This is a genomic window from Corynebacterium sp. HMSC036D03 (assembly GCF_001836185.1).
Classification (GTDB): domain Bacteria; phylum Actinomycetota; class Actinomycetes; order Mycobacteriales; family Mycobacteriaceae; genus Corynebacterium; species Corynebacterium simulans.
This window is the reverse complement of the sequence record NZ_KV827718.1, coordinates 107,344-127,827: the sequence shown is the minus strand read 5'-3', so window position 1 is coordinate 127,827 and position 20,484 is coordinate 107,344. Positions and strand designations below refer to the sequence as shown.

General features: G+C 57.6%; 18 protein-coding genes and 2 tRNA genes. 6 read left to right on the top strand and 14 right to left on the bottom strand.

The window, feature by feature from the left end:
* The first annotated feature begins 1 nt into the window (after position 1).
* Together greA and HMPREF2692_RS02050 are read left to right on the top strand one after the other, a co-directional pair.
* On the top strand, positions 2 to 523 hold the full coding sequence (greA, locus tag HMPREF2692_RS02055; RefSeq protein ID WP_061921580.1) for a transcription elongation factor GreA: 522 nt from the start codon (positions 2 to 4) through the stop codon (positions 521 to 523).
* Between the two features lie 43 nt (positions 524 to 566).
* The gene (locus HMPREF2692_RS02050; protein WP_061921577.1) at positions 567 to 887 is read left to right on the top strand and encodes a hypothetical protein; all 321 of its coding nucleotides are present in this window, start codon (positions 567 to 569) and stop codon (positions 885 to 887) included.
* Positions 888 to 990: 103 nt separating this feature from the next.
* On the opposite strand, the gene HMPREF2692_RS02045 is transcribed toward HMPREF2692_RS02050, so the two are convergent.
* From HMPREF2692_RS02045 to HMPREF2692_RS02030, 4 genes are all read right to left on the bottom strand, one after another.
* Entirely contained in the window at positions 991 to 2,586 is a 1,596-nt protein-coding gene (locus HMPREF2692_RS02045; protein ID WP_246823404.1) for a hypothetical protein, read from the bottom strand.
* Positions 2,587 to 2,877: 291 nt separating this feature from the next.
* A complete protein-coding gene (locus HMPREF2692_RS02040) occupies positions 2,878 to 3,606 on the bottom strand; it encodes a DUF3558 family protein (protein ID WP_070822578.1) in 729 nt (242 codons plus the stop codon).
* A 398-nt stretch (positions 3,607 to 4,004) separates the two neighbouring features.
* Positions 4,005 to 4,832, bottom strand: coding sequence for a Bax inhibitor-1/YccA family protein (locus HMPREF2692_RS02035; RefSeq protein ID WP_061921565.1), 828 nt, complete (start codon positions 4,830 to 4,832; stop codon positions 4,005 to 4,007).
* Between the two features lie 232 nt (positions 4,833 to 5,064).
* Entirely contained in the window at positions 5,065 to 5,439 is a 375-nt protein-coding gene (locus HMPREF2692_RS02030) for a PH domain-containing protein (RefSeq protein ID WP_070822576.1), read from the bottom strand.
* Between the two features lie 571 nt (positions 5,440 to 6,010).
* On the opposite strand from HMPREF2692_RS02030, the gene HMPREF2692_RS02025 reads away from it, so the two are divergent.
* Complete coding sequence (locus HMPREF2692_RS02025) at positions 6,011 to 6,292, top strand: hypothetical protein (RefSeq protein ID WP_070822574.1); 282 nt, start codon at positions 6,011 to 6,013, stop codon at positions 6,290 to 6,292.
* 297 nt (positions 6,293 to 6,589) lie between these two features.
* Here the strand turns inward: HMPREF2692_RS02025 and HMPREF2692_RS02020 are convergent.
* From HMPREF2692_RS02020 to HMPREF2692_RS01995, 6 genes are all read right to left on the bottom strand, one after another.
* Positions 6,590 to 6,663 (bottom strand) — tRNA-Leu (locus HMPREF2692_RS02020).
* Between the two features lie 69 nt (positions 6,664 to 6,732).
* Complete coding sequence (locus HMPREF2692_RS02015; protein ID WP_070822572.1) at positions 6,733 to 7,689, bottom strand: Ppx/GppA phosphatase family protein; 957 nt, start codon at positions 7,687 to 7,689, stop codon at positions 6,733 to 6,735.
* Between the two features lie 40 nt (positions 7,690 to 7,729).
* Positions 7,730 to 8,278 (bottom strand): DUF501 domain-containing protein, encoded by a 549-nt coding sequence (locus HMPREF2692_RS02010; RefSeq protein WP_062035532.1) that lies wholly within the window; start codon positions 8,276 to 8,278, stop codon positions 7,730 to 7,732.
* 93 nt (positions 8,279 to 8,371) lie between these two features.
* Complete coding sequence (locus HMPREF2692_RS02005) at positions 8,372 to 8,965, bottom strand: septum formation initiator family protein (protein ID WP_070496865.1); 594 nt, start codon at positions 8,963 to 8,965, stop codon at positions 8,372 to 8,374.
* Between the two features lie 178 nt (positions 8,966 to 9,143).
* Positions 9,144 to 10,421: a phosphopyruvate hydratase gene (gene eno, locus HMPREF2692_RS02000; RefSeq protein ID WP_061921551.1), complete on the bottom strand. Its 1,278-nt coding sequence runs from the start codon at positions 10,419 to 10,421 to the stop codon at positions 9,144 to 9,146.
* Positions 10,422 to 10,563: 142 nt separating this feature from the next.
* Positions 10,564 to 11,355, bottom strand: a complete 792-nt coding sequence (locus tag HMPREF2692_RS01995) for a lysozyme family protein (protein ID WP_062035534.1) — start codon at positions 11,353 to 11,355, stop codon at positions 10,564 to 10,566.
* Positions 11,356 to 11,558: 203 nt separating this feature from the next.
* On the opposite strand from HMPREF2692_RS01995, the gene HMPREF2692_RS01990 reads away from it, so the two are divergent.
* Entirely contained in the window at positions 11,559 to 12,002 is a 444-nt protein-coding gene (locus tag HMPREF2692_RS01990; protein WP_070496870.1) for a hypothetical protein, read from the top strand.
* A gap of 22 nt (positions 12,003 to 12,024) precedes the next feature.
* Here HMPREF2692_RS01990 and HMPREF2692_RS01985 read toward each other — a convergent pair whose 3' ends face one another.
* Positions 12,025 to 12,651, bottom strand: coding sequence for a MazG nucleotide pyrophosphohydrolase domain-containing protein (locus HMPREF2692_RS01985; RefSeq protein ID WP_070822570.1), 627 nt, complete (start codon positions 12,649 to 12,651; stop codon positions 12,025 to 12,027).
* 82 nt (positions 12,652 to 12,733) lie between these two features.
* On the opposite strand from HMPREF2692_RS01985, the gene HMPREF2692_RS01980 reads away from it, so the two are divergent.
* Positions 12,734 to 14,233, top strand: coding sequence for an amino acid permease (locus HMPREF2692_RS01980; RefSeq protein WP_062035537.1), 1,500 nt, complete (start codon positions 12,734 to 12,736; stop codon positions 14,231 to 14,233).
* Positions 14,234 to 14,337: 104 nt separating this feature from the next.
* Here the strand turns inward: HMPREF2692_RS01980 and mfd are convergent, their stop codons facing one another.
* Positions 14,338 to 17,982, bottom strand: a complete 3,645-nt coding sequence (mfd, locus tag HMPREF2692_RS01975; protein WP_070822648.1) for a transcription-repair coupling factor — start codon at positions 17,980 to 17,982, stop codon at positions 14,338 to 14,340.
* Between the two features lie 12 nt (positions 17,983 to 17,994).
* Positions 17,995 to 18,603, bottom strand: coding sequence for a TetR/AcrR family transcriptional regulator (locus tag HMPREF2692_RS01970; RefSeq protein ID WP_062039053.1), 609 nt, complete (start codon positions 18,601 to 18,603; stop codon positions 17,995 to 17,997).
* Between the two features lie 84 nt (positions 18,604 to 18,687).
* Here HMPREF2692_RS01970 and HMPREF2692_RS01965 point away from each other — a divergent pair.
* Positions 18,688 to 18,762: transfer RNA gene (locus tag HMPREF2692_RS01965), tRNA-Gln, on the top strand.
* A gap of 67 nt (positions 18,763 to 18,829) precedes the next feature.
* Here the strand turns inward: HMPREF2692_RS01965 and HMPREF2692_RS01960 are convergent.
* Positions 18,830 to 20,461 carry a multicopper oxidase family protein gene (locus HMPREF2692_RS01960; protein ID WP_070822568.1) on the bottom strand — a complete coding sequence of 544 codons (1,632 nt, stop codon included), beginning with the start codon at positions 20,459 to 20,461 and terminating at the stop codon, positions 18,830 to 18,832.
* Positions 20,462 to 20,484 lie beyond the last annotated feature (23 nt).

Genomic DNA, 20,484 nt, shown 5'->3' with positions numbered 1-20,484 from the left:
TATGGCTGAGCAGCAGAAGCAATACATCACCCCGGAGACCAAGGCCAAGCTTGAAGCTGAGCTGCAGGCTCTCATCGACCACCGCCCGGTCGTTGCTGCCGAGATTAACGAGCGCCGCGAAGAGGGTGACCTGAAGGAGAACGCAGGCTACGACGCAGCCCGCGAGATGCAGGACCAGGAAGAGGCCCGCATCAAGCAAATCTCTGAGGTCCTGGCTAACTCCACCACTGAGCGCACTGCCGTTCAGGAGGGCGTTGCAACCGTCGGCTCCGTTGTTCACGTTTACTACAACGGCGATAAGGAAGATAAGGAAACCTTCCTTATCGGTACCCGCGCTGCCGCTTCCGATAACAAGGACCTGGAGACCTACTCTGAGCAGTCCCCGCTGGGCGCTGCACTGATTGGTGCTCAGGAGGGTGAGACCCGCGAGTACACCGCACCTAATGGCAAGACCATTTCGGTCACGGTGGAATCCGCAGCGCCGTATGATTCAGCTAAGGCCGCAACTCCGCGCGAGTCCTAATTTCTTTTCTTTTATTTCAATTCATTCTGGAGAAAGAGCACCCATGAAGAAGTTCTCCCGCTTCGCAACTGCTGGTTTGGTTTTCGCTGCAGGCCTGTCCCTGGCAGCTTGCCACCCACCGAACCAGCAGGATTCCACCAGCGAGAAGATCGATAACGCCTCCACCTACACCGGCAAGGCTCCAAAGCCAGCAGAGTCCGGCTCCCAGTCCGAGGCTTCCGCTACCCAGGCTCCTGAGGCTGAGGCTACCGGCGCAGAAGCAACCGGTGCTGAGGCTACTGGTGCTGAGGCCGCCAGCTCCGAGGCTCCTGCCGCTGGCGACCCGAACGTAGTTGTTGAGACCCAGGTAGTTCCGGCTCAGTAAACATCCCGGCAGATGCTGCACACCAAGCAGCAGCTAGCAATCACTAGCAGTAAAGCGCCTAGGCATTCCACCTGGGCGCTTTACTCATTCTTCGACAATCGACTTAACTTTCTTCGCGGGCCCACGCCCCAATGACACCCGGCAATGCTGCCGGTGGCTCACCAAGCAGATCACGACGGTTGGGATCGCGTTCGACTTTGCTGGTCACCGATTTGATGCGCCGGTCTTGCCCGCCGCCCCGGCCGGCTCCTGTCATCAACGGCATCATTCGGCCACCCATCGCACCGCGTGTATTGCCCGCACCCCGGGCCGAATTAACGCCCGCTGCGGCGGTACCTGCCGTATTACCCGGACCGCCTACTCCGCCAGCACCCAATGCGCCTGTGCGTGCACTCGGCGCCGCGGTTGACCCTGCCGAGCCTGCCAGCCCGGCGCCGCCAATGCCTCCCGTGCCGCCAACTCCACCGGCGCTAAAAGCTCCACCTGGTCCAACAGCGCCAAGACGTCCCGCTCCACGGCCGCCGGCGTTCGATGCTCCGAGGCCCAGCCCTTGCCCGCGGCTATGCCCTTGCCCGTTTACCGACGCACTACCTGCTAGCGCCGGTACGCCTCCAAAGGCACCCATCATTGGGCCAGTGCCTGCACCCGCGCCAAGACCACCGGTAGCTCCCGCACCTGCGGTCATAGTCGCTGGGTTTAAGGTCGCACCGCTACCCGAAGCCAGCGATGGCGCCCCGCCAAGAGCACCCGCTCCTACACCAGGGCCCATGCCCATACCGGCGCCCGCACCTCCTGGCGCAACAGGAGCAAGATTGACACTTGCTCCCCTAGTGCCGACATCACCGGCAGCGATCGGGTTGAAGCCTCCCGCGCCTAGTTCCGCAAGTGTATTCCGACCATTGGTGACCAAGTCATTATTGAACTTCTGAATGTCAGCATCGCTCATGCCTAAGCCCTCAAGGCCTTCGACCTTGCCATTTACAATCCCGAAAGAACCTGGGCCAAGCTCTCCGCGCGAGATTGCTTCAGCGATATGCTTCGGCCACGCTACGTTGGCAGTGCTATAACGCTGCCCGCTCCCGTTTACTCCGCCGAAGTTGGTGCTCACGTCTCCGCCGCCTGAAGGCGGCATCGTGGTCATCAGTGGATGCTGGAACGGCATCGCGGCGACCACTTGGGTTTGGAGTGCGCTTTGCATAAATGCCAGGCCTGCCTGCTCGGCAGCCTTGCGTGCTGCTGGATCAGGAATCGCCATCGCGGACATGGCCAAGCCCATCGCCTTTGGCTGCGACGCCATCAGATTGGCTTGGAAGCCGAAAAGTTTCTGGCTCATCACCTCAGCATTAGCAATGAAGTGACTACCCGATTCCGCCACAGTCCGGATCTTTTGTGCTGCCCGCGCGGTTGCTTCACTATCATTTTCGGATTCCAGCGAAGAAGCCGCCTCATTCAATCCGTCCACAATCGCCGCAACTTCAGTAGACAACGTCCGCCACCGCGAGTTCGTCTCCGAAACACTCCAGATCTTGGTATTCAACAAGTCCATCGCCAGCCCGAACAAGTCAGAACCAACATTGACCACCGGCATCACGAAGCCAAAAGGGCTATAGCCCGGGTCAGGCTGATTCATCACCGGCATCGCCTCACCCGCCACAGAACCGCCCGCGTCAGCGATGTCCAAACCACGACTATTAGCCAAGTCTTGTGATTCAAAACCGTGAGCTTCAGCCATAAGCGTCTTAGCCAACCACTGAATTTGTTCGTTGAAGCTACGAAGCGAGTTACTGGCTGAGCCAGGATCTGTAGCAATTACTCGCTGATGAATCGCCCCCACATCACCTACCCCATTGACGCTGGAGAAGCTTCCATCAATTGGCGAAGTCGCACGTGCCGCAATTTCCGCCGTCCTTCGAGCCATCCCTTTAACGCGGTCATAGACATCCAACAAATTGCTAATCCTAATTTGCATTATTCCCCCCTAAATTCAGCGCTATTCAATAATTCTGTTTAGAATCTGTTCTGCTTGCCAGCAATTCTGTCGACTATCTTCTAGCAAAGTAGTATCCCCGAAACCGACGCTAACCATTCCCCTAACTGTCTTCAGGTTGACGGTACAAACTAGATCCGAACCGAGCTCTTCCTCGTAGGCAACGACTGGCAAGACCTTTCCTCGATAGATTTCAGAACGCCCCAACGGCACTTCTACTTCCTCGTAAGAAGCATTGCTGGAAGACAAAGAGACCATTGCACCATCAGCCGCACTAGTCGAGCTGTGAAAACTACATCGATTCATGTCAGGAAAGTGCAGGTCACGCCCTATACGCTCTTGAAGTCCAGCCTCCTTTAACTTCTCCTCTGGAATTTCTGTGCAAGGATCAAATAGATCAAAATCTGGGTCGGTGCGATCGAAATTGCCGAATGGTGGCAGAACGCCGTTCCCCTCCCCTTCTGCGGTGATGCTGGAATCCGCACCAGCATCACCGCTGTCGCTCGTGTCATTGGAATCCTTGAAGCCCCCATCCCCAATAGCCTCCACAGCATCCCCCGGATTGTCGGCGTTTTCTGCCGCCTTTTCCATACTTGTGCCGACGGTATCCCCAGCCTCCTGAACGGAATCTGGCTGGTTTTCCTTCGCGCTCCATGGAGCAAGGTCTATAGCGCAGCCCGTCAGCACCCCCATGCTGACAATCAGCGCTACAACAATCCCCTGCTGTTTCATGACTACCCTTCATCAGACTTCAATGACGAGCCGGAGGCCGCTGTTGTGGCTGCTAGCCGCTGGCTGCCTCCCGCAAATAGGATGCACGAATCTGCACGGCCTGTCGCGCCAAGATGTGAATTGGGTCAAATTTGCCCTGCTGTGGGAGACACTAAGACACCTTGCCGAAACCCCAAATAAGAAAATATTTCCTGCTCAAATCATATTAAAAGACTGTAAAAGAGTTGGAAGAACCATAAACTCTCAACCATTTATTGATTCCCCCATTTCTACACCCGAATTACAAAAGTGTGAGTTATCAAACTTAAGCCTCCAGTTGCGCATAAAAGAACCCCCAGCCGTCAAGGACTCACCTTGGAGGCTGGGGGCTAAGTAAAGCTGTTTAATCCAGAACGTCGTTAGCGGTTCTGGATGTAGGACAGCAGGCGCAGAATCTCGGTGTAGAGCCAGACCAAGGTCACGGTCAGGCCAAGGGCTACACCCCAAGCGGTCTTGCTCGGTGCACCCATGCGGATCAGACGATCTGCATGGTCAAAGTCCGTCAAGAAGGACATTGCAGCCAAGACAATGCAGACCAGGGAGAAGATAATGGAGATAACGCCACCATCGCGCAGCGGATTGAAGTCGAAGAAGATTGCGGTCAGGAAGTTGCCCAGTGCCAGAACAGCCACACCTGCAATCAGACCAAACATAATCTTGTTGAACTTCGGAGTGACCTTAACGGCGCCAGTCTTGTAGACAACGAGCATGCCGATAAACACACCAACAGTGCCCATAATTGCCTGGCCGATCAGAGCCATGCCATCGGAGCCAGCAACATTAACACCAGCGAAAAGCAGCGAGAAACCGCCGACGAACAGTCCGTCGAGAACCGCGTAGGAGATGGTCAGAGGCGCAGAGCCAAACTTCTTACTGAAAGCTGCGATTAGGGTTACGACGAAGCTGCCGATGCCGCCCACGATGGTCAGAATCAGCGAAAGACCGTAGCTCACCTGAACACCGATGAAGAAGTTGACGACGGCCATGACGATCAGCACAGCAAGCGTGATGCCCGTCTTCGTAACGACGTCGTCAACAGTCATCGGACGCTCGGCAGACTGGCCACGGCCCTGCTGATCAAACGGGTTTACGTTTTGGTCGGCAGCATACGGATTGTTTCCGCCGTACTGCGAGGTCGAACCCTGACTCTTAGTCAAGGTGTTCATTACCGGATTGCTAGAACGCATTAAACTCCCGATTCCTTTCACTGGATTAGTCGCTGGGGGCAACGGGCCCAGCCTAACAGCATCAACTAACTGATGGGCTGGAGAATTATTTGAAGATTTCACTAAGTTCAACGCTTTTGATTCGAATTAAGTTCCCGAAGCAAAGCCTTTCGCTGAACTATTCAAAAATTAGCTGTCTTCGAGGCACCCAGCGGCTATCTCTCCAGATGCGGTGGAATTTGGACTCCTCCGCTTAATGCGAGCTATTTAGAACGCAATGCGCAATTAGATTATCGATACGTCGGACATCGATCTTCTTGCCCAACTTAATCTTGAGATGCCCCGCTCGCGTCCACAGCTCGACTTCCGCATTGAAATCAATTCTTCCCGCATTTTCAGTGGACCACATGGTGATAACGGAGTAAGGAATTGAGTAGATTTCTACCTTCTTGCCGGTCAACCCTTGCGCATCGCGGATAATAAGGCGCTTTGAGGTAAAGATCGCAGAGTCGCGGAAAGTCTTATACGCAGCATGCGGCTGTTCACCCGCAATCAGCAATTCCGTAACATCGTTTGGAATTGGGACTTCTTCAAAGAAAGTCCACTCAGCAATAGGAGCGGTCTCCATTTTCTTCCTTGCTTTTGAAAGGACCAATAATTTGTGAATCGGCGGAGCTATCCCCATAAGAGGTCACGTAACTGCCTCGTCTAACTGTAATAGCGGTTACATGACATTTTCCGAGAGAACTAGTTCACCCACCGCAATTTCGTTTCCATAGCGGCACACTTGTCCCGGCGGTGACAGTCAGACAGCAAAAAGCCTATAAACGAGTCCAGCAATGCCGCGGCTGAACATCGAAATTTCAAACCAGGCGTTATGCGAAATCTTCTCAAAAGAAGATGATGCGCCATATATTTTTGGCCACTACTCCTCTTTCGTGACGCCAAAGTTTTCAATCGTTCTTGGCTACTAATCGCGACCGCTTCTCGCGGTCTCATTCGGGTTCACTCAAGGACTTGAGACCTTGGTATTCTTTCTCACCGCTCTCTCCAAAGGAGTCTTGCAATGACTGCTCCAACCACTGGTCCAGAAAGCACTGGATTCCCGAACAGCCCTCAGATGGCGTACCCAGCGCAAAGCGCGGCGACGCCTGCCGAGACTCCAAAAGGCCACAACACTCGGCATCATCGCGGTAATCATGTTCATCGCAGTGATTGGCTCCAGCATCAATGAGGCAACCGGCGGCGACACCACTGTCTCCAACAATGCCGATGGCGAGTCCGCAGATGTCCGCACCGTCAACACATTCGACACCATGGCTGTTTTGGGAAACCGCTTCGACAACACCAGCCCCCTGTACCAAGGTGGCACCGCTACCGGCGATCTTGCATTCGCTGTTCCGGCTGACACGGCAGACCAGGGCGTTCTCGCAGTTCGCCCGGACATGCTCGCGGGCAAGGAATTCATCGCACTGCAGTAGTGCCCATACCGTCACGGGGTTGAGTGAACCCTAGCTTTAGGCTCGGCCTTTCAAGACCGGGCCTTTCGCGTTCTTTCTGGGCTTCTAGATGGCAAATCCGCTTGTTATGAGCCGCGACAACTGTAAAAGTCGCTGACAGCTGAGGAATGGAGTTTGTCATCTAGTTTTACCGTCTGGGTATGTGCCGTCAGCGGCCCTTGAGCGTGTGCCTGCAGCTGCCGCAAGCCCACGACCAAGGCATAAACAAAAGCCTCAAGACACCATCCAAAAGGAATGATGCCTCGAGACCTCACACGGTGCCCCCACTGGGACTCGAACCCAGACTGAATTGATTTTAAGTCAACTGCCTCTGCCGATTGGGCTATGGGGGCTTGGTGCGGTTCTATTTTAAGCCACCCCGTCAGCACTGCTGCGCAATAGGGTGGCTTCAGTGCGAATCGCTAGAGGTCAGCGGCGATGCCGGCGATGATTCCGTCGAGGATATCCTTCTCGCTGATAAAGAATGAAGAGGCGTCGCTGTTGCGCTCAATCATCTTGATGATGCCCTCGACAGCCACCGAGCCACCGCCGATTACGTCAGCGCGGCCTGGGTGGATGACTGGGTTGAGCGCACGGGTAGCCGAAGGCTTCCCCATCAGCTGGCGCGTGAGCACTCGCAGCGCATCAAAACGCAGCTCCGAGCCATGGATTGCATCGGGGTCATAGCTTTCCAGGCCTTGTGCCAAAGCAGACAGCGTGGTGAAGGTACCCGCGCAGCCAACGAAAGTCTTGGCCGAGGAAATCGGCACAATCTTTTCAACTTCCTGCATGCGCTCTTCCACGTAATCTTCCGCGATTTCGATCTCAGAATCCGTTGGAGGATCTGTGCGCATGATGCGCTCTGTCAGGCGCACGCAGCCCATCTGCGCGGAATGCGCGCCGAGAATGTCACCGTCGATAGTTCCGACGACGAATTCCGTCGAGCCGCCGCCTAAGTCGATAACGCAGTATGGCCCGCGCTCAGAACGCAGGTCCGCCACTGCCCCCTTGAAGGACAGCAGAGCTTCTTCTTCACCGGTGATGACCTCAGCCTTGGCACCGGATTCGATCTGGCCCAGCAGCTGCGCCGTCATTTCGAAGAACTCGTCCTGGTTCTTCGCATCGCGGGTAGCAGACGTTGCCACCATGCGTACGCGCTGAACCTTCTCAAACTTCATCTGCTTTACGTAGCCCTCCAGCGCCACGCGGGTGCGCTCAAGGGCCTCTGGTGCAAACTCGCCCGTGGCATCTACGCCCTGCCCCAGACGCACGATTTCCATGGTGCGGACGATATCGCGAATCTTGCCGTCAGCTTGTACTTCACTAATGAGCAGACGAATCGAGTTGGTGCCGCAATCCACCGCAGCGACGCGAGTCATGTAATACCTGCCTTCTTGGTCTCAGCCTTACCTGGAAATACTATTCAGCGTTAGAGAAATCGAACTGGCTCAGATCAATGCCCAGGTCGTTGACGCTCGGCCAGTCCTCCGGAATTGCGGTACCGCGCAAGCGACCATGGTCCGCAGCCATCGCCACCGCTTCGGTGCCTAGACGGAAATGCTGTGGTCCTTCAGCCAGCGCATAAGCAATCAGCACGTGCAGGCACTTCACGCGATCTGGCATACCCCCACCTGAGAAAGTGGTACCTAGGTCTTCAATAGCGTTGCGCTTTTCCAAGAAGTACTCATGGGCACGCTCGTAATCTTCTGCCAGCTCTTTATCTTCAGCTAGGCGGGCCTCCATCCACTTCATCACGTGCGCAACCTCAAGGCGGGAAGCCTCAGCGGTAAGACGTGGGTCGGTCAGATAGTACAACGTAGGAAATGGAGTTCCATCCGGTAGCTTCGGCGCCGTCTTCACCACAGCCGGCTGGCCATCTGGAGTGCGGTAAGCGATGTCGAGCACTCCGCGGGGCGCGCGGCCGAGTTGCTCTTTAACGATTTCTAGGTCTGCATCATTGACGGTCATGGCAGCTATTGTCTCATGCCGCAGCGCATTTGCGGTGCATAGGATTCACCGCGCCTTCATAAAGGCTTTTAGCCGGGCTAATTACGGTACGCGTTACTGGGCAGCTGGCGGGTTTTCAGGGCCCGCGCTTGGCGACGCCGGGGTTACCGGCAGGCTGCCCGGGTTTGCGTTGGTCGAGCCCGTGGCGCTGACGTCTTCATCTTCTGCGATGGAGCCCCACAGGATTTCGTACCACGGACGCTCATCGACGTCGTCAAGCTTGTTCGTGGTGACCGTGCTGTCCGGATTCATTCGGCGATCCATGATGCGATAAGCGGTCTCGCCCTCCGCGATGACGCCGAAGCGGCGGCGCGCTTCCTGCTCGAGGTAATCCTCCGACTTGTATTTATCGATCTCGTTGAGAAGCTCTTCTTTTTGGGCCTGCTTAGCAGCGATGGAATGTTGCAGGCGCGCAGTTTCAGAGCGTACGTGGTAGTAATTACGCAGCGGCACGGCGATGGTCAGCAACACGATGAGGACCACCACGAGGATGACGCTGAGACCAACAATGTCCATACGGCCCATGCGTTCGCCGCGTGCCTTCTGTGTTTTCTTGGCTTTGGCTGCAGCCTCTCGCTGGGTAGCAGCGCGCGAGACCACGGGGACGGTGGTCCGGGATTTCTTCGAAGTGTGGTTCTCGCGTGCCATAGGGTTTCTATCCTAGCGGCGCGAGCTTATTGAAACGGGTGACGCGCGTGTGAATGAAGTAAATTCTCACAAATTAAAAGGCCGCCTTCTCAAAGCCCCCGCCACCTACGTTTGAAAACCAAGGGTAGGTAGCGAGGGACCTTGAAGAGGCGACCTAACTAAAACCAGCGCGAGGGGTTTAGCCCTGGAAACGCGGGAACGCGGAGCGGCCTGCGTAGACTGCACCGGAGCCCAACTCCTGCTCGATGCGCAGCAGCTGGTTGTACTTAGCAACGCGCTCGGAACGAGCCGGGGCGCCGGTCTTGATCTGGCCACAGTTCAGAGCAACTGCGAGGTCAGCGATGGTGGTGTCCTCGGTCTCGCCGGAGCGGTGGGACATCATGGTGCGGTAGCCGTTGCGGTGCGCGAGCTCGACTGCGTCGAAGGTCTCGGTCAAGGTGCCGATCTGGTTGACCTTAACGAGCAGTGCGTTAGCAGCCTTCTTCTCGATGCCCTCGGCCAGGCGTGCCGGGTTGGTGACGAAGAAGTCGTCGCCAACAATCTGAACCTTGTCACCGATGGTCTCGGTGAGCTTGGTGTAGCCCTCCCAGTCATCTTCCTGCAGCGGATCCTCGATGGAGACGATTGGGTATTCCGAGATGAGTTCCTCGTAGACCTTGGCCATCTCCTCGGCGGTGTGCTCGCCGCCTTCGAAGTGGTACTTGCCATCCTTGAAGAACTCAGAGGAAGCAACGTCAAGAGCCAGGGCGATATCCTTGCCTGGCTCGAAGCCAGCCTTCTTGATTGCCTCGACGATAAGATCGAGTGCAGCCTTGGTGGACTCAGCCTCTGGAGCGAAGCCGCCCTCGTCGCCCAGGCCGGTGGATAGGCCCTTGGACTTAATAACGGACTTCAGGGAGTGGTAAACCTCAGCACCCATGCGCAGTGCCTCAGCGAAGGACTCGGCGCCAATAGGAGCAATCATGAACTCCTGTACGTCAACACCGGAGTCAGCATGTGCGCCGCCGTTGACAATGTTCATCATCGGAACCGGCAGGACGTGTGCGTTCGGGCCGCCGATGTAGCGGTAGAGCGGCAGGCCAGCGGACTCTGCAGCCGCCTTCGCGGTAGCGATGGAAACACCGAGGATTGCGTTTGCACCAAGGCGGGACTTGTTTTCGGTTCCATCGAGCGCAATAAGCGCCTGGTCGAGCAGGCGCTGATCGTCTGCCTCGAAGCCGGCGATCTCATCGACGATTTCCTCATTGATGTTTTCAACGGCCTTGAGAACGCCCTTGCCCAGGTAGCGGTCACCACCATCGCGAAGCTCATGAGCCTCGTGCACACCGGTGGAAGCACCGGAAGGGACGCCGGCTACGCCGCGTGCTCCGTCATCAAGGAAAACCTCGGCCTCGACGGTCGGGTTACCGCGAGAATCAAGAATCTCTCGAGCAAATACGTGGATGATGTCAGCCATGCTGCTTTCACTCCTATTGAGCCAAATTGATTTGATATGAGATTCGGGTTCCTTGCCCCAAATCACCTGAAGACAATTGTTCCAGAAAACTTCGGACGGTGTCGGGCACTATGTCACATACTTGCCTAAAAAGTTGGCTTTTCTAAGAAGAAGCAGGCTGCGGAATCGAATATGAGTTGGCAGCAGCGGCAACGCGTTCCAGATAGTCCCTGGACTGGTTGTAATTGAGGATGCCAGCCTCCCAGTCTTCAGACTTGTCCATGTTGCGCCCGCCGAAGCAAAGCAAGGCCGCCGCGCCGAGGGCGGCATCATCGATCTGATTGGGATCTGCTACTCCATCACCGTTGGCATCGCGGCCCACGTGGGACCACGAGGAAGGAATGAACTGCAACGGCCCGACGGCGCGATCAAACTCAGCGTCGCCATCGATTTGGCCATCATCCGTGTCCGGGGTATGAGCGGTACCGTTCGAGCCGTCGAGAGCAATGCCGATAATCGGCGGATCTGGGTACCCATTTTCATCCAGCTTGGAGGGGCGCAGCCAATTGCCGTTGTAGGTGCCATGGCGGGTTTCTACCCAACCCAGACCGGCCAGAGTATTCCATCGCAGGTTGCATTCAGGCCACGCATCGCGGGCGATGAGCTCGGCGTTGCCATAAGCACGTAGCGCCTGGCCGGAGATTCCTGTCTGCGATTCCAACTGGGAGGACCAATAAGAAAGCTTGTCCGCGGTGCGCCCTTCCGAATGAACGTCAATGTTAGGAACTTCCATGCCAGCAATCGGCGGCATCGCCTGCGGAACGGGCCGCAGCGGTTTCAAGGTTGCAGGCTTGCCTAAGGCAGAAAGCACCCAGCCCACGAGAGAAACCACAACGACGACAGCGAGGACTGCGGCCAGGCCGCAGCCCCCGAGTTTCCGCAGCCGCTTAGTCATGAATGCCAATCATAATGACTCCCCTAGCCACTTCCCGAACTGACACTACGGCCCCCACTTCCCTTCCAGAAATTTAACAGTAAGCAACAAGAAGTTATGTCAGGCCTTTCACTACTGCACCATCTTTAACATTTTGCGCTACAGTAACAAGGTCAGGTTTCACGCCTGCCCCTGCACCGCACACCTTAAAAAGGAGCCTTTCCATGTCCCTTCGCCGTTACGCCGCTGCCACCGCCGCAGCGCTTAGCCTTTCCCTCGCCGCCCCAGCTGCAGCACAGGCTCAAGACCTCAGCTTCTTGGGCGACCTTAACAATGTCGCCACGCAGCTCATTAGCGGCGCCGACTGCGGCACCGTTCGCACCACGCTGACTGTCATCGATCAAAACACCGAAGGCGTGCTCTTTAACGAGAACACCACCCGCAACCAGCTCGCTCACAACCTGCAGAACCTTGGCGGCAACGCGAACGCACAGGTCTCCCCGCTGACCATCGCAGCTGTGAAGTACTCCGGGCTAACCGCAGACCGCGCCCTGGCCTGCGGCATCGTCAAGCAGGACAACATCCTCACTGGCGGTACTGGATTGTCCTCCAAGATCTCGGACTATGCTCCGATGCTCTCGTCCATGCTGAACCTGCCGAAGCTCTAAGGAACTTCAGAAGAATTTCCGGCTAGTCCAAGGCCTGCGACTTTTCGCGGGCCTTTCCTTCTGCCCACAACTGCTCCTGCCGCTCAATCGCAACAAGCTCATTCGTTCCATCAAAGAGATAGGGCGCACGGGAGCGCAGCTTCGCCACGAAGGAATCCGCGACGTCGTCAAGCGTGAATGCTCCGCGCCGCGAGGCTAGCTCGGCATGAAAGAGAACTTGTAGCAGGACGTCGCCAAGCTCGCCGCGCATGTGCTCATCGCCTGCCTGGGAACGTACGGATTCGGCAAATTCCGCGGATTCTTCGGCGAGATAAGGCAACAGACTCTCGTGAGTTTGGGCACGTTCCCACTCGCCAATCCGCACTGCCTGGGCCATTGCAGTACGCGCCTGAAACATCGAATCTTTGCGCGACTCTGCTTCGATAAGACGCTCGCCAGCATCCAGCCTTGCAACGACTTCCGGTTCGTGCGCATCAGTGGAAACCAGCAGGCCAACGCCCATTGGGTCCTCTCCTTTTAGGAGATCGCTAAAGTTCCATCGCACGCGCACTGGAACCTCACCGGTGAAGCTAACAGGGCCCAAAAGCGCCCCATGTGCCTCCATCGGAATCAGCGTGGGCCAGCGTTCATCGAGCAACAGAACAGTCATGGCCACAAAGTATAGGGCAGTTTAGTAATCAGGTTTTAAATGCTGACTTCGCTCCGTGGCTTTTGCGGGGTATTTTAGTCGCATGACCTCCACTACTTCCTCCCCGGCGAACGCCGAGTCATCGGGTAATCACACGGTGACTCTGTGGACTCTCGTCGCCTTGATTATCGGCTCCACCGTGGGCAGTGGAATATTCTCGCTTCCTCAAAACATCGCCTCGGTTGCAGGTCCCGGCGCAATGCTCATCGGTTGGCTCATCGCCGGCGTGGGCATGCTCTCTGTCGCGTTCGTGTTCCAGTACTTGGCGCACCGCAAGCCGCACCTCGACTCCGGCGTGTACTCCTACGCCCGCGCGGGCCTAGGTGATTTCATCGGTTTTACCGCAGGCTGGGGCTACTGGATTGGCTCCGTAATCGCGCAGGTGGGGTATGCCACGCTCTTTTTTAACACCTTGGGCCACTATGTGCCGCTTTTCGACGCCGATCATCGCTGGGCCTCCGCCATCGCAGTGTCGGTAATGTCTTGGGCCATTTTTGCAGTTTTGGCAGGCGGCATTAAGCAGGCCGCTGTGATGAACATGGTGACCTCGATTGCCAAGATCGTCCCTATTTTGGCTTTCGTAGTCTTCATCGCGTTCCTCGGCTTTAGCTGGGACAAGTTCACTTTTGATTTCTGGGGCAAGGATTCCGGCTCAACCGTCTTTGAGCAGATTCAGGGCATCATGCTCTACACCGTGTGGGTATTCATCGGTGTCGAAGGTGCCTCCGTCTACTCCAAGCAGGCCCGCTCCCGCAAGGACGTCGGCCGTGCCACCGTCATCGGTTTCTTCTCCGTGCTGGCGCTTTTGGTTTCGGTCTCCACCTTGTCATTCGGTGTGCTCTCCCAAGCTGAACTGGCAGCATTGCCGGATAACTCCATGGCTTCCGTATTAGAAGCTGTCGTCGGCCCATGGGGCGCGGCTTTTATCTCCATCGGCCTCTGCCTTTCGGTGTTGGGCGCTTACGTGTCTTGGCAGATGCTGTGTGCTGAACCCATCGTAATGATGGCTATCGACGGCCTGCTGCCACGCAAGATCGGCACCATCAACGTGGCCGGCGCCCCATGGGTAGCGCAGCTTATCTCCACCTTTGTTATCCAGGTCTTCATCATCGTCTTCTTCTTGAATGAGACTTCATATAACGCCATGGTGCAGCTGGCCACCATCATGTACCTGCTGCCTTATATCTTCACCTCGCTCTACCTGCTTTTACTGGGTATCCGCGGCAAGGGCCTTTCGCACCCGCACGCAGGTGTGAAGTTCGATCTTTCGGGCCCGGAAATCTCGAAGCGGGAAAACCGCCGTCATATCGTCATCGGCGCCATCGCGTTCGCTTACTCGCTGTGGCTTATCTACGCCGCCGACCTGGTTTATGTCTTGCTCGGTGCGCTCGCTGTTATTCCAGGTCTTATCCCTTACGTGGGAACGCGCCTGTATAAGAAGGAGCGCGTCTTCAACTCCTTCGAGTGGTGCGTCGTGGCCATCGTCTTCATCGGCGCAATCGCCGCTCTGTGGGGATTGGCAAGCGGCAAGCTCTCGCTTTAAGCAAGACAACTGCATAGATAAGTATTCCCTACCGGCTCGGCTTCACGCTGGGCCTGTAGGGAGTACTTTTCTGCTAGGACAGTGCTCTGCAGGTGAAAAGGGCCTTACTGGCTTACAGAGATCACATTCTTCCCGCCGACCTTCGCGCCGGTGACATCGATCTTGTCCAGTTCGAACATGGCGGAAAGGAAATCCGCCATCCACTGCAGCAGCTCGATATCCCGCAACTTCGGGGAGGTGACGTTGCGGCCGGCCTTCGGGAACCCCAGCTGAATGGCCTTGGCCGCGGCGCGGTAATTGGAGCCCGGGTAAAGGCGCTTCAAGCGCACCTGCTTCGAATCCGTCAAATCCACCGGGTGGACCTTAATACGGGTTCCCTGCACCGCAATATCGCCCACGCCTGCCCGGCGCGCCTGGTGACGCAGTCGAGCGACAGCCAGCAAACGGGTAACTGGCTCCGGCAGTGGGCCGTAGCGGTCTTCCATTTCTTCTACAGCCAACTGCAGATCGTTATTGTCCTTCGAGGCCGCGAGCTTGCGGTAGACCTCCAGGCGCAGGCGCTCGGAGTTGATGTAATCCTCTGGGATATGGGCGTCGACTGGCAGGTCGATGCGGATCTCCTTCGGTCCCTCGTCGGTGGCCTTCGGAACCTCGCCACGGGCAAGGGCCTTGAAGGTCTCCACTGCCTCCCCGACCAAGCGGACATAAAGGTCGAAGCCGACACCCGCGATGTGGCCGGACTGCTGCGCGCCCAAGACGTTGCCGGCACCGCGCATCTCCAAGTCCTTCATCGCCACGGCCATGCCGGCGCCCAGATCATTGTTCTGGGCGATGGTTGCCAGGCGGTCATAGGAGGTCTCGGTCAGCGTGGCGCCCTTCGGGTACAGGAAGTAGGCATAGCCGCGCTCACGGGAACGACCCACGCGCCCGCGCAGCTGGTGGAGCTGAGACAGGCCCATGTGGTGCGCGTTTTCCACGATGAGCGTATTCGCATTAGCGATGTCCAGGCCGGTTTCCACGATCGTGGTACAAACCAGGACGTCGTACTCGCGGTTCCAGAAGCCCTGCACCGTCCGTTCGAGGGCTTCCTCGTTCATCTGGCCGTGCGCCACGACGATGCGCGCCTCCGGCACGAGATCGCGGAGCTCGCGGGCCTTCTTTTCAATGTCAGAGACCTTGTTGTGGATGAAGAAGGTCTGGCCGTCTCGCAGCAGCTCGCGGCGGATCGCCGCAGCAATCTGTTTGTCCTCGTAAGCACCCACGTAAGTCAGGACCGGATGGCGGTCTTCCGGCGGGGTCAGGATGGTAGACATCTCGCGGATGCCCGCCATGGACATCTCGAGGGTGCGCGGAATTGGGGTCGCAGACATCGTCAGCACGTCAACGGAGGCTTTAAGCGCCTTGATATGTTCCTTATGCTCCACGCCGAAGCGCTGCTCCTCGTCAACCACAATGAGGCCCAGGTTCTTCCAATGCACACCTGTTTGCAGCAGGCGATGCGTTCCGATGACGATATCGACGGAACCGTCTGCCAGACCGGAGACAATCTCCTTGGCTTCCTTGGTAGAAGTAAAGCGCGAAAGCACCTGAATGTTGACCGGGAAACCGGTCATGCGCTCGCGGAAGGTATCAGCATGCTGTTGCGCCAGCAAGGTGGTCGGCACCAAAACCGCCACCTGCATTCCGTCCTGCACCGCCTTGAAGGCTGCGCGCACCGCTACCTCGGTCTTGCCATAGCCCACATCGCCGACGACGACGCGGTCCATCGGCACGCTGGATTCCATATCCTGCTTCACAGAGTCGATGGCCATCATCTGATCTTCAGTCTCGACATATGGGAAGTTATCTTCCATCTCCGCCTGCCACGGGTTATCAGGCGCAAACTGGTGTCCCGGCGCGGCTTGGCGCTTGGCATAGAGCTCCACCAGCTCGCCCGCGATTTCGCGGACTGCGGCGCGGGCCTTCTTCTTGGTGTTCTTCCAGTCCGAGCCGCCCATCTTGGACAGAGTCGGCTTCTCGCCGCCGGTGTACTTGGAGAGCAGATCCAGCGAGTCCATCGGGACCCAGAGCTGATCGGCCGGCTGGCCGCGCTTCGAGGAGGCGTACTCCAACACGATGTACTCACGTCGGGAGGTCTCATCACCCGACTGAATCGTGCGCTCGGCCATCTTGAGGAAGCGGCCAATGCCGTGGGTTTCATGCACCACGTGGTCGCCCTGTTTGAGCGCCAGCGGATCGACGCGGTTGCGGCGCTTAGCTGGGCGTCGCTTAGCGCCGGCGATATCGCCCACGCGATTACCAGTCAGGTCGGTCTCCGTCACCACAACCAGCGGGAGCTGTTCCTTCTGCGAGCCGCCGGCGCTGCGGGCCTTCGGGAATACCAAGCCCGCATGTGAAAGCGCCTGATACAAAGTGACCTCGCCAGGCGTCGGCTCCCAGCCAGGAGTCGCGACCTTGGTGCGGATGCCCTTTTCCGCAAAACGCTCAACCATGCGCTTGATCGCGCCTTGCGCAGGAGCGATAAACGCCGCACGGCCGCCGTCGCGGGTATGCGCGAGCAACTGGGCCATCATGGCGTCGATTTCCTTGATGTCACCACGCGGCGTCGGGCCCGGTTCATACTCGAGCGGCAGGGTCTGCGCCTCGTCGGCCATGAACATTCCAGGAGGCGCAAAGGTCCACAGCGGCAAATTCGTGTTAGCACACGTTGCTTCCAAAGACTCGTAGGAACGGTAGCTAGCGGCCTCGGTATCCAGGCCTTCAGCGGTCAAAGGACCATCCGCCCCCATGGCAGCGGCTTCCCAACCGGCAGCCAAGAATTCCGCGTCCGTGGACTCTAGATCCGCGATTCGGGTGCGAATCTTTTCCGGCGCGACCAGCAGCACGTGGGTACCCTCCGGCATGAATTCGGGAAGGGTGACCAGCGGGGCGTCGCTAAGCACCGCCAGCAGCGCCTCCATGCCGTCGGCCGGAATATGCTCACCGACCTTGGTCAAAAGCTCCACGAGGGCAGCATTGCCCGGGTGCTGCAGGGCAAAGTCTTGGGCACGCTTGGCGACGTCGTCAGTAATCGGAAGCTCACGCGCCGGGAAGATGTCCACCGCGCCGACCGCAATCTCTGGAATCGCGCGCTGGTCGGCGACGGAAAATTGCCTGATATCGGTAATTTCATCGCCCCAGAACTCCACGCGCACCGGGTAATCGAGCGTCGTGGGAAAGACGTCCAAGATGCCGCCGCGGACGGCATACTCGCCGCGCTTGGCCACCATGTCCACGTGCTTGTAGGCACGAAACTCCAGCTGTGAGACGATGGCCTCGAGCTCGATTTCCATGTCCTCGGCCAGGCTGATCGGACTGCGGCCTTCCACGTTTTTCAAGATCGGTTGGCTATATCCACGCGCTGCTGTGACGACGACGCGCAGCTTGCCTTCTGCAATGCGGTGCAGCACCTGCGCGCGGCGGCCCACGATATCCGCGCCGGGCGAAAGGCGTTCGTGTGGAAGGGTTTCCCAGGCCGGGAACTGGGCAACCTTGTCCCCCATCATCGCGGTTAGCTCCGCGGTGAGGTCCTCGGCCTCACGGCCGGTGGCGGTAACGACGAGAACGGGCGCCTGATTCGCCAGCGTGCCGATAGCCCACGGGCGCGCTTGGTCGATGCCGGTGATGTGCAGGTGTGGCTCGCCTACCTGGGTGGCAAGCCCTTTGAGTTTCGGGTCGGAAGCCGCGACCTTGAGTAGTCCGGCGAGCATCGGCGTTGCCACTTAGTTAGTTCCTCTCAGTTTTGGCTTAGCTTCCATTCCAGACAGCCCATTCCAGCACAAGTTTACGATGTGCGCAGCCACCACTTCCTTTGCCGGCTGGCGGGTATCCAGCCACCATTGGGCGGTCATCGAGACCATGCCGACTAGCGCTTGGGCATAAAGTCCTGCCAGTTTCGCGTCGAGGCCGCGGCGCTCGAAGGCGGCGCCCAAGATATAGGAGACCTGCCCCACGGAGGAATTAAGCAAAGTGGAATAGGAGCGTTCGTCGCCGGGCTTGGAGTCGCGTACGAGGATTAAGAATCCATCGGTTTCTTGCTCCACGTAGTTTAAAAGTGCGACAGTGGCTTTCTCGATGCGCTCGCGCCAGGTGCCTTCGCTAAGCGAATGCGTGATCACCTTCTCCAGGGCGAGCATCTCGCGGTCCACGATGACCGCATAGAGGCCTTCTTTTCCCCCGAAGTGCTCATAGACCACGGGCTTGGAAACGCCAGCTCGCGCCGCAATCTCCTCCACGCTGGCTCCGTCGAACCCCAGCTCGGCAAAAGCCGCTCGGCCAATCACGATCAATTGCTCGCGACGTTCGCGTCCAGTCATCCTCTGTCGAACCATGCGATCAAGCTTAGTGGGTGGCATTTGTAATTAAGGCATACGCGTCAGGTACTATTAGCAACGCACGCCTTGAGCGCGCGGTTATTCCCCATGGTGTAATCGGCAACACTACGGTTTTTGGTACCGTCATTCTAGGTTCGAGTCCTGGTGGGGAAGCCAAGGAAACTCCTGCTCACTTCGCATTTCGAAGGAGCAGGAGTTCTTTTATTTTGAGACCTCGAAAAGCCTAGGAAGTCGCAGACGGAGTCGCGTACGGGCTACGGGATGAGTCCACTACTTGCCCAGCATGTGCGCTATGCGACGCCCCAGCAGACTTCTCGAATACAAGCGCCGCCGGCTTGACGCGAACGTCGGGTTTTTCGCCCTTGTTCACCACAACCATCTGGCCCATCATGCCCTTGTCCTCGTGCAGGAGCATGTGGCAGTGGTACATGTACGGAATGGTCTTATCCGGGAAGTAGCCCAACTCCACGAGCAGCTTGGCGGTTGCCTTGGGCGGAAGATTGACGATGTCCTTCCAGCCCATCGTCGGAACCGCGATGTCCTTGCCATCGCCATAGTCATAAGACAAGACCTTGAAACGCGAATTGTGGATGTGGAAGTTGTGCGGCCAATCGCTATTTTCGTTGGTCACAGTCCATACCTCAGGCTTGTCTTCCTCGATTACGGTGTCCACGCGGGCCATGTCCATGGACTCACCGTTAATCATGAAGGTATTGAGCACGAACTCGCGCTCGGTCAGCCCCTCGGCAGACGGGACGTCGGCAGCCGCGGGATCCAAGGTTTGCGGCAGAGCTGGCACTGCAGGCGCATCCTCCCCCGGCGCGGTGATATGCAGGATGTCAAAGCTGTCCTTGAAGCCAAAGTCCGCAGAGTACTCATCTTCGGGGATGCTGAAGTTGTCCTTGCGCGGCACCGACTGCAACACCACGTCCTTGCCGGGCTCCAAGTCCACGAGGACCTCGATGCGCTCGCCTGGTCCGATGAGAAGCTCGTCAACCTCAACGGGGGCGTCGAGAAGCCCGGAGTCAGTAGCGATGACGTTAAACGGCGTCCCGTTATCCAGGGCCAGCGTGTAGAAACGCATCGAAGCGCCGTTGAGCAAACGGAGTCGAACCCGGCGCGTGGTGGCGGTGAAAGCTGCATTCGTGATGCCGTTAACCACAGGAGTAGTGCCCATGAGACCGAGAGTGCCGTCAACCTGGTGATCAAACTGGCCGTCCTCAGTGAACTTCGCATCCATAATGACCACCGGAATGTCATCCACGCCGTACTCAGAAGGAATGTCGAGCTTATCCGATACGTCGTCGTCCAAGATAAACATGCCAGCAAGTCCGCGGTATGCATGGGTTGCCGTGGCCATGTGCGGGTGCGGGTGATACCAGACGGTGGCGGCGGGTTGGGAAATCTCCCACTGTGGCTTCCAGGTCTTGCCCACCTCAATCGGCGAGTGTGGTCCACCATCGGAATAGGCCGGAAGCTTCATTCCATGCCAGTGCACGGTGGTCATTTCGACCAGGTTATTGGTGATTTCCGCGCGGACCTTTTCACCTTTGTGCGCCCGCAGCGTGGGCCCTAAGAAGGCGCCGTTGAATCCCCAAGTGCGGGTGTTGTTATTGCCCGAGATAACCTCCGAATGGCCGTCTTGGGCGGTGAGCTTGAAGACCCTTGTACCGCCATCCATCTCACCTTCTAAAAGTGGCGGAATAGGAAGGGGCCGCGGCGCCGCGTCATAGCCCACCGGGGCCGGCTGATCCTTATTCTTCGTATTGGCACAAGCCGTGATGGCCGCACCCGCCGCAGCGGCAGAAGCAGTAAACAGAGCACCTTTGAAAAAGACACGACGCGTAAAACCCATAAATACCAGAGTATTTTAGTTGG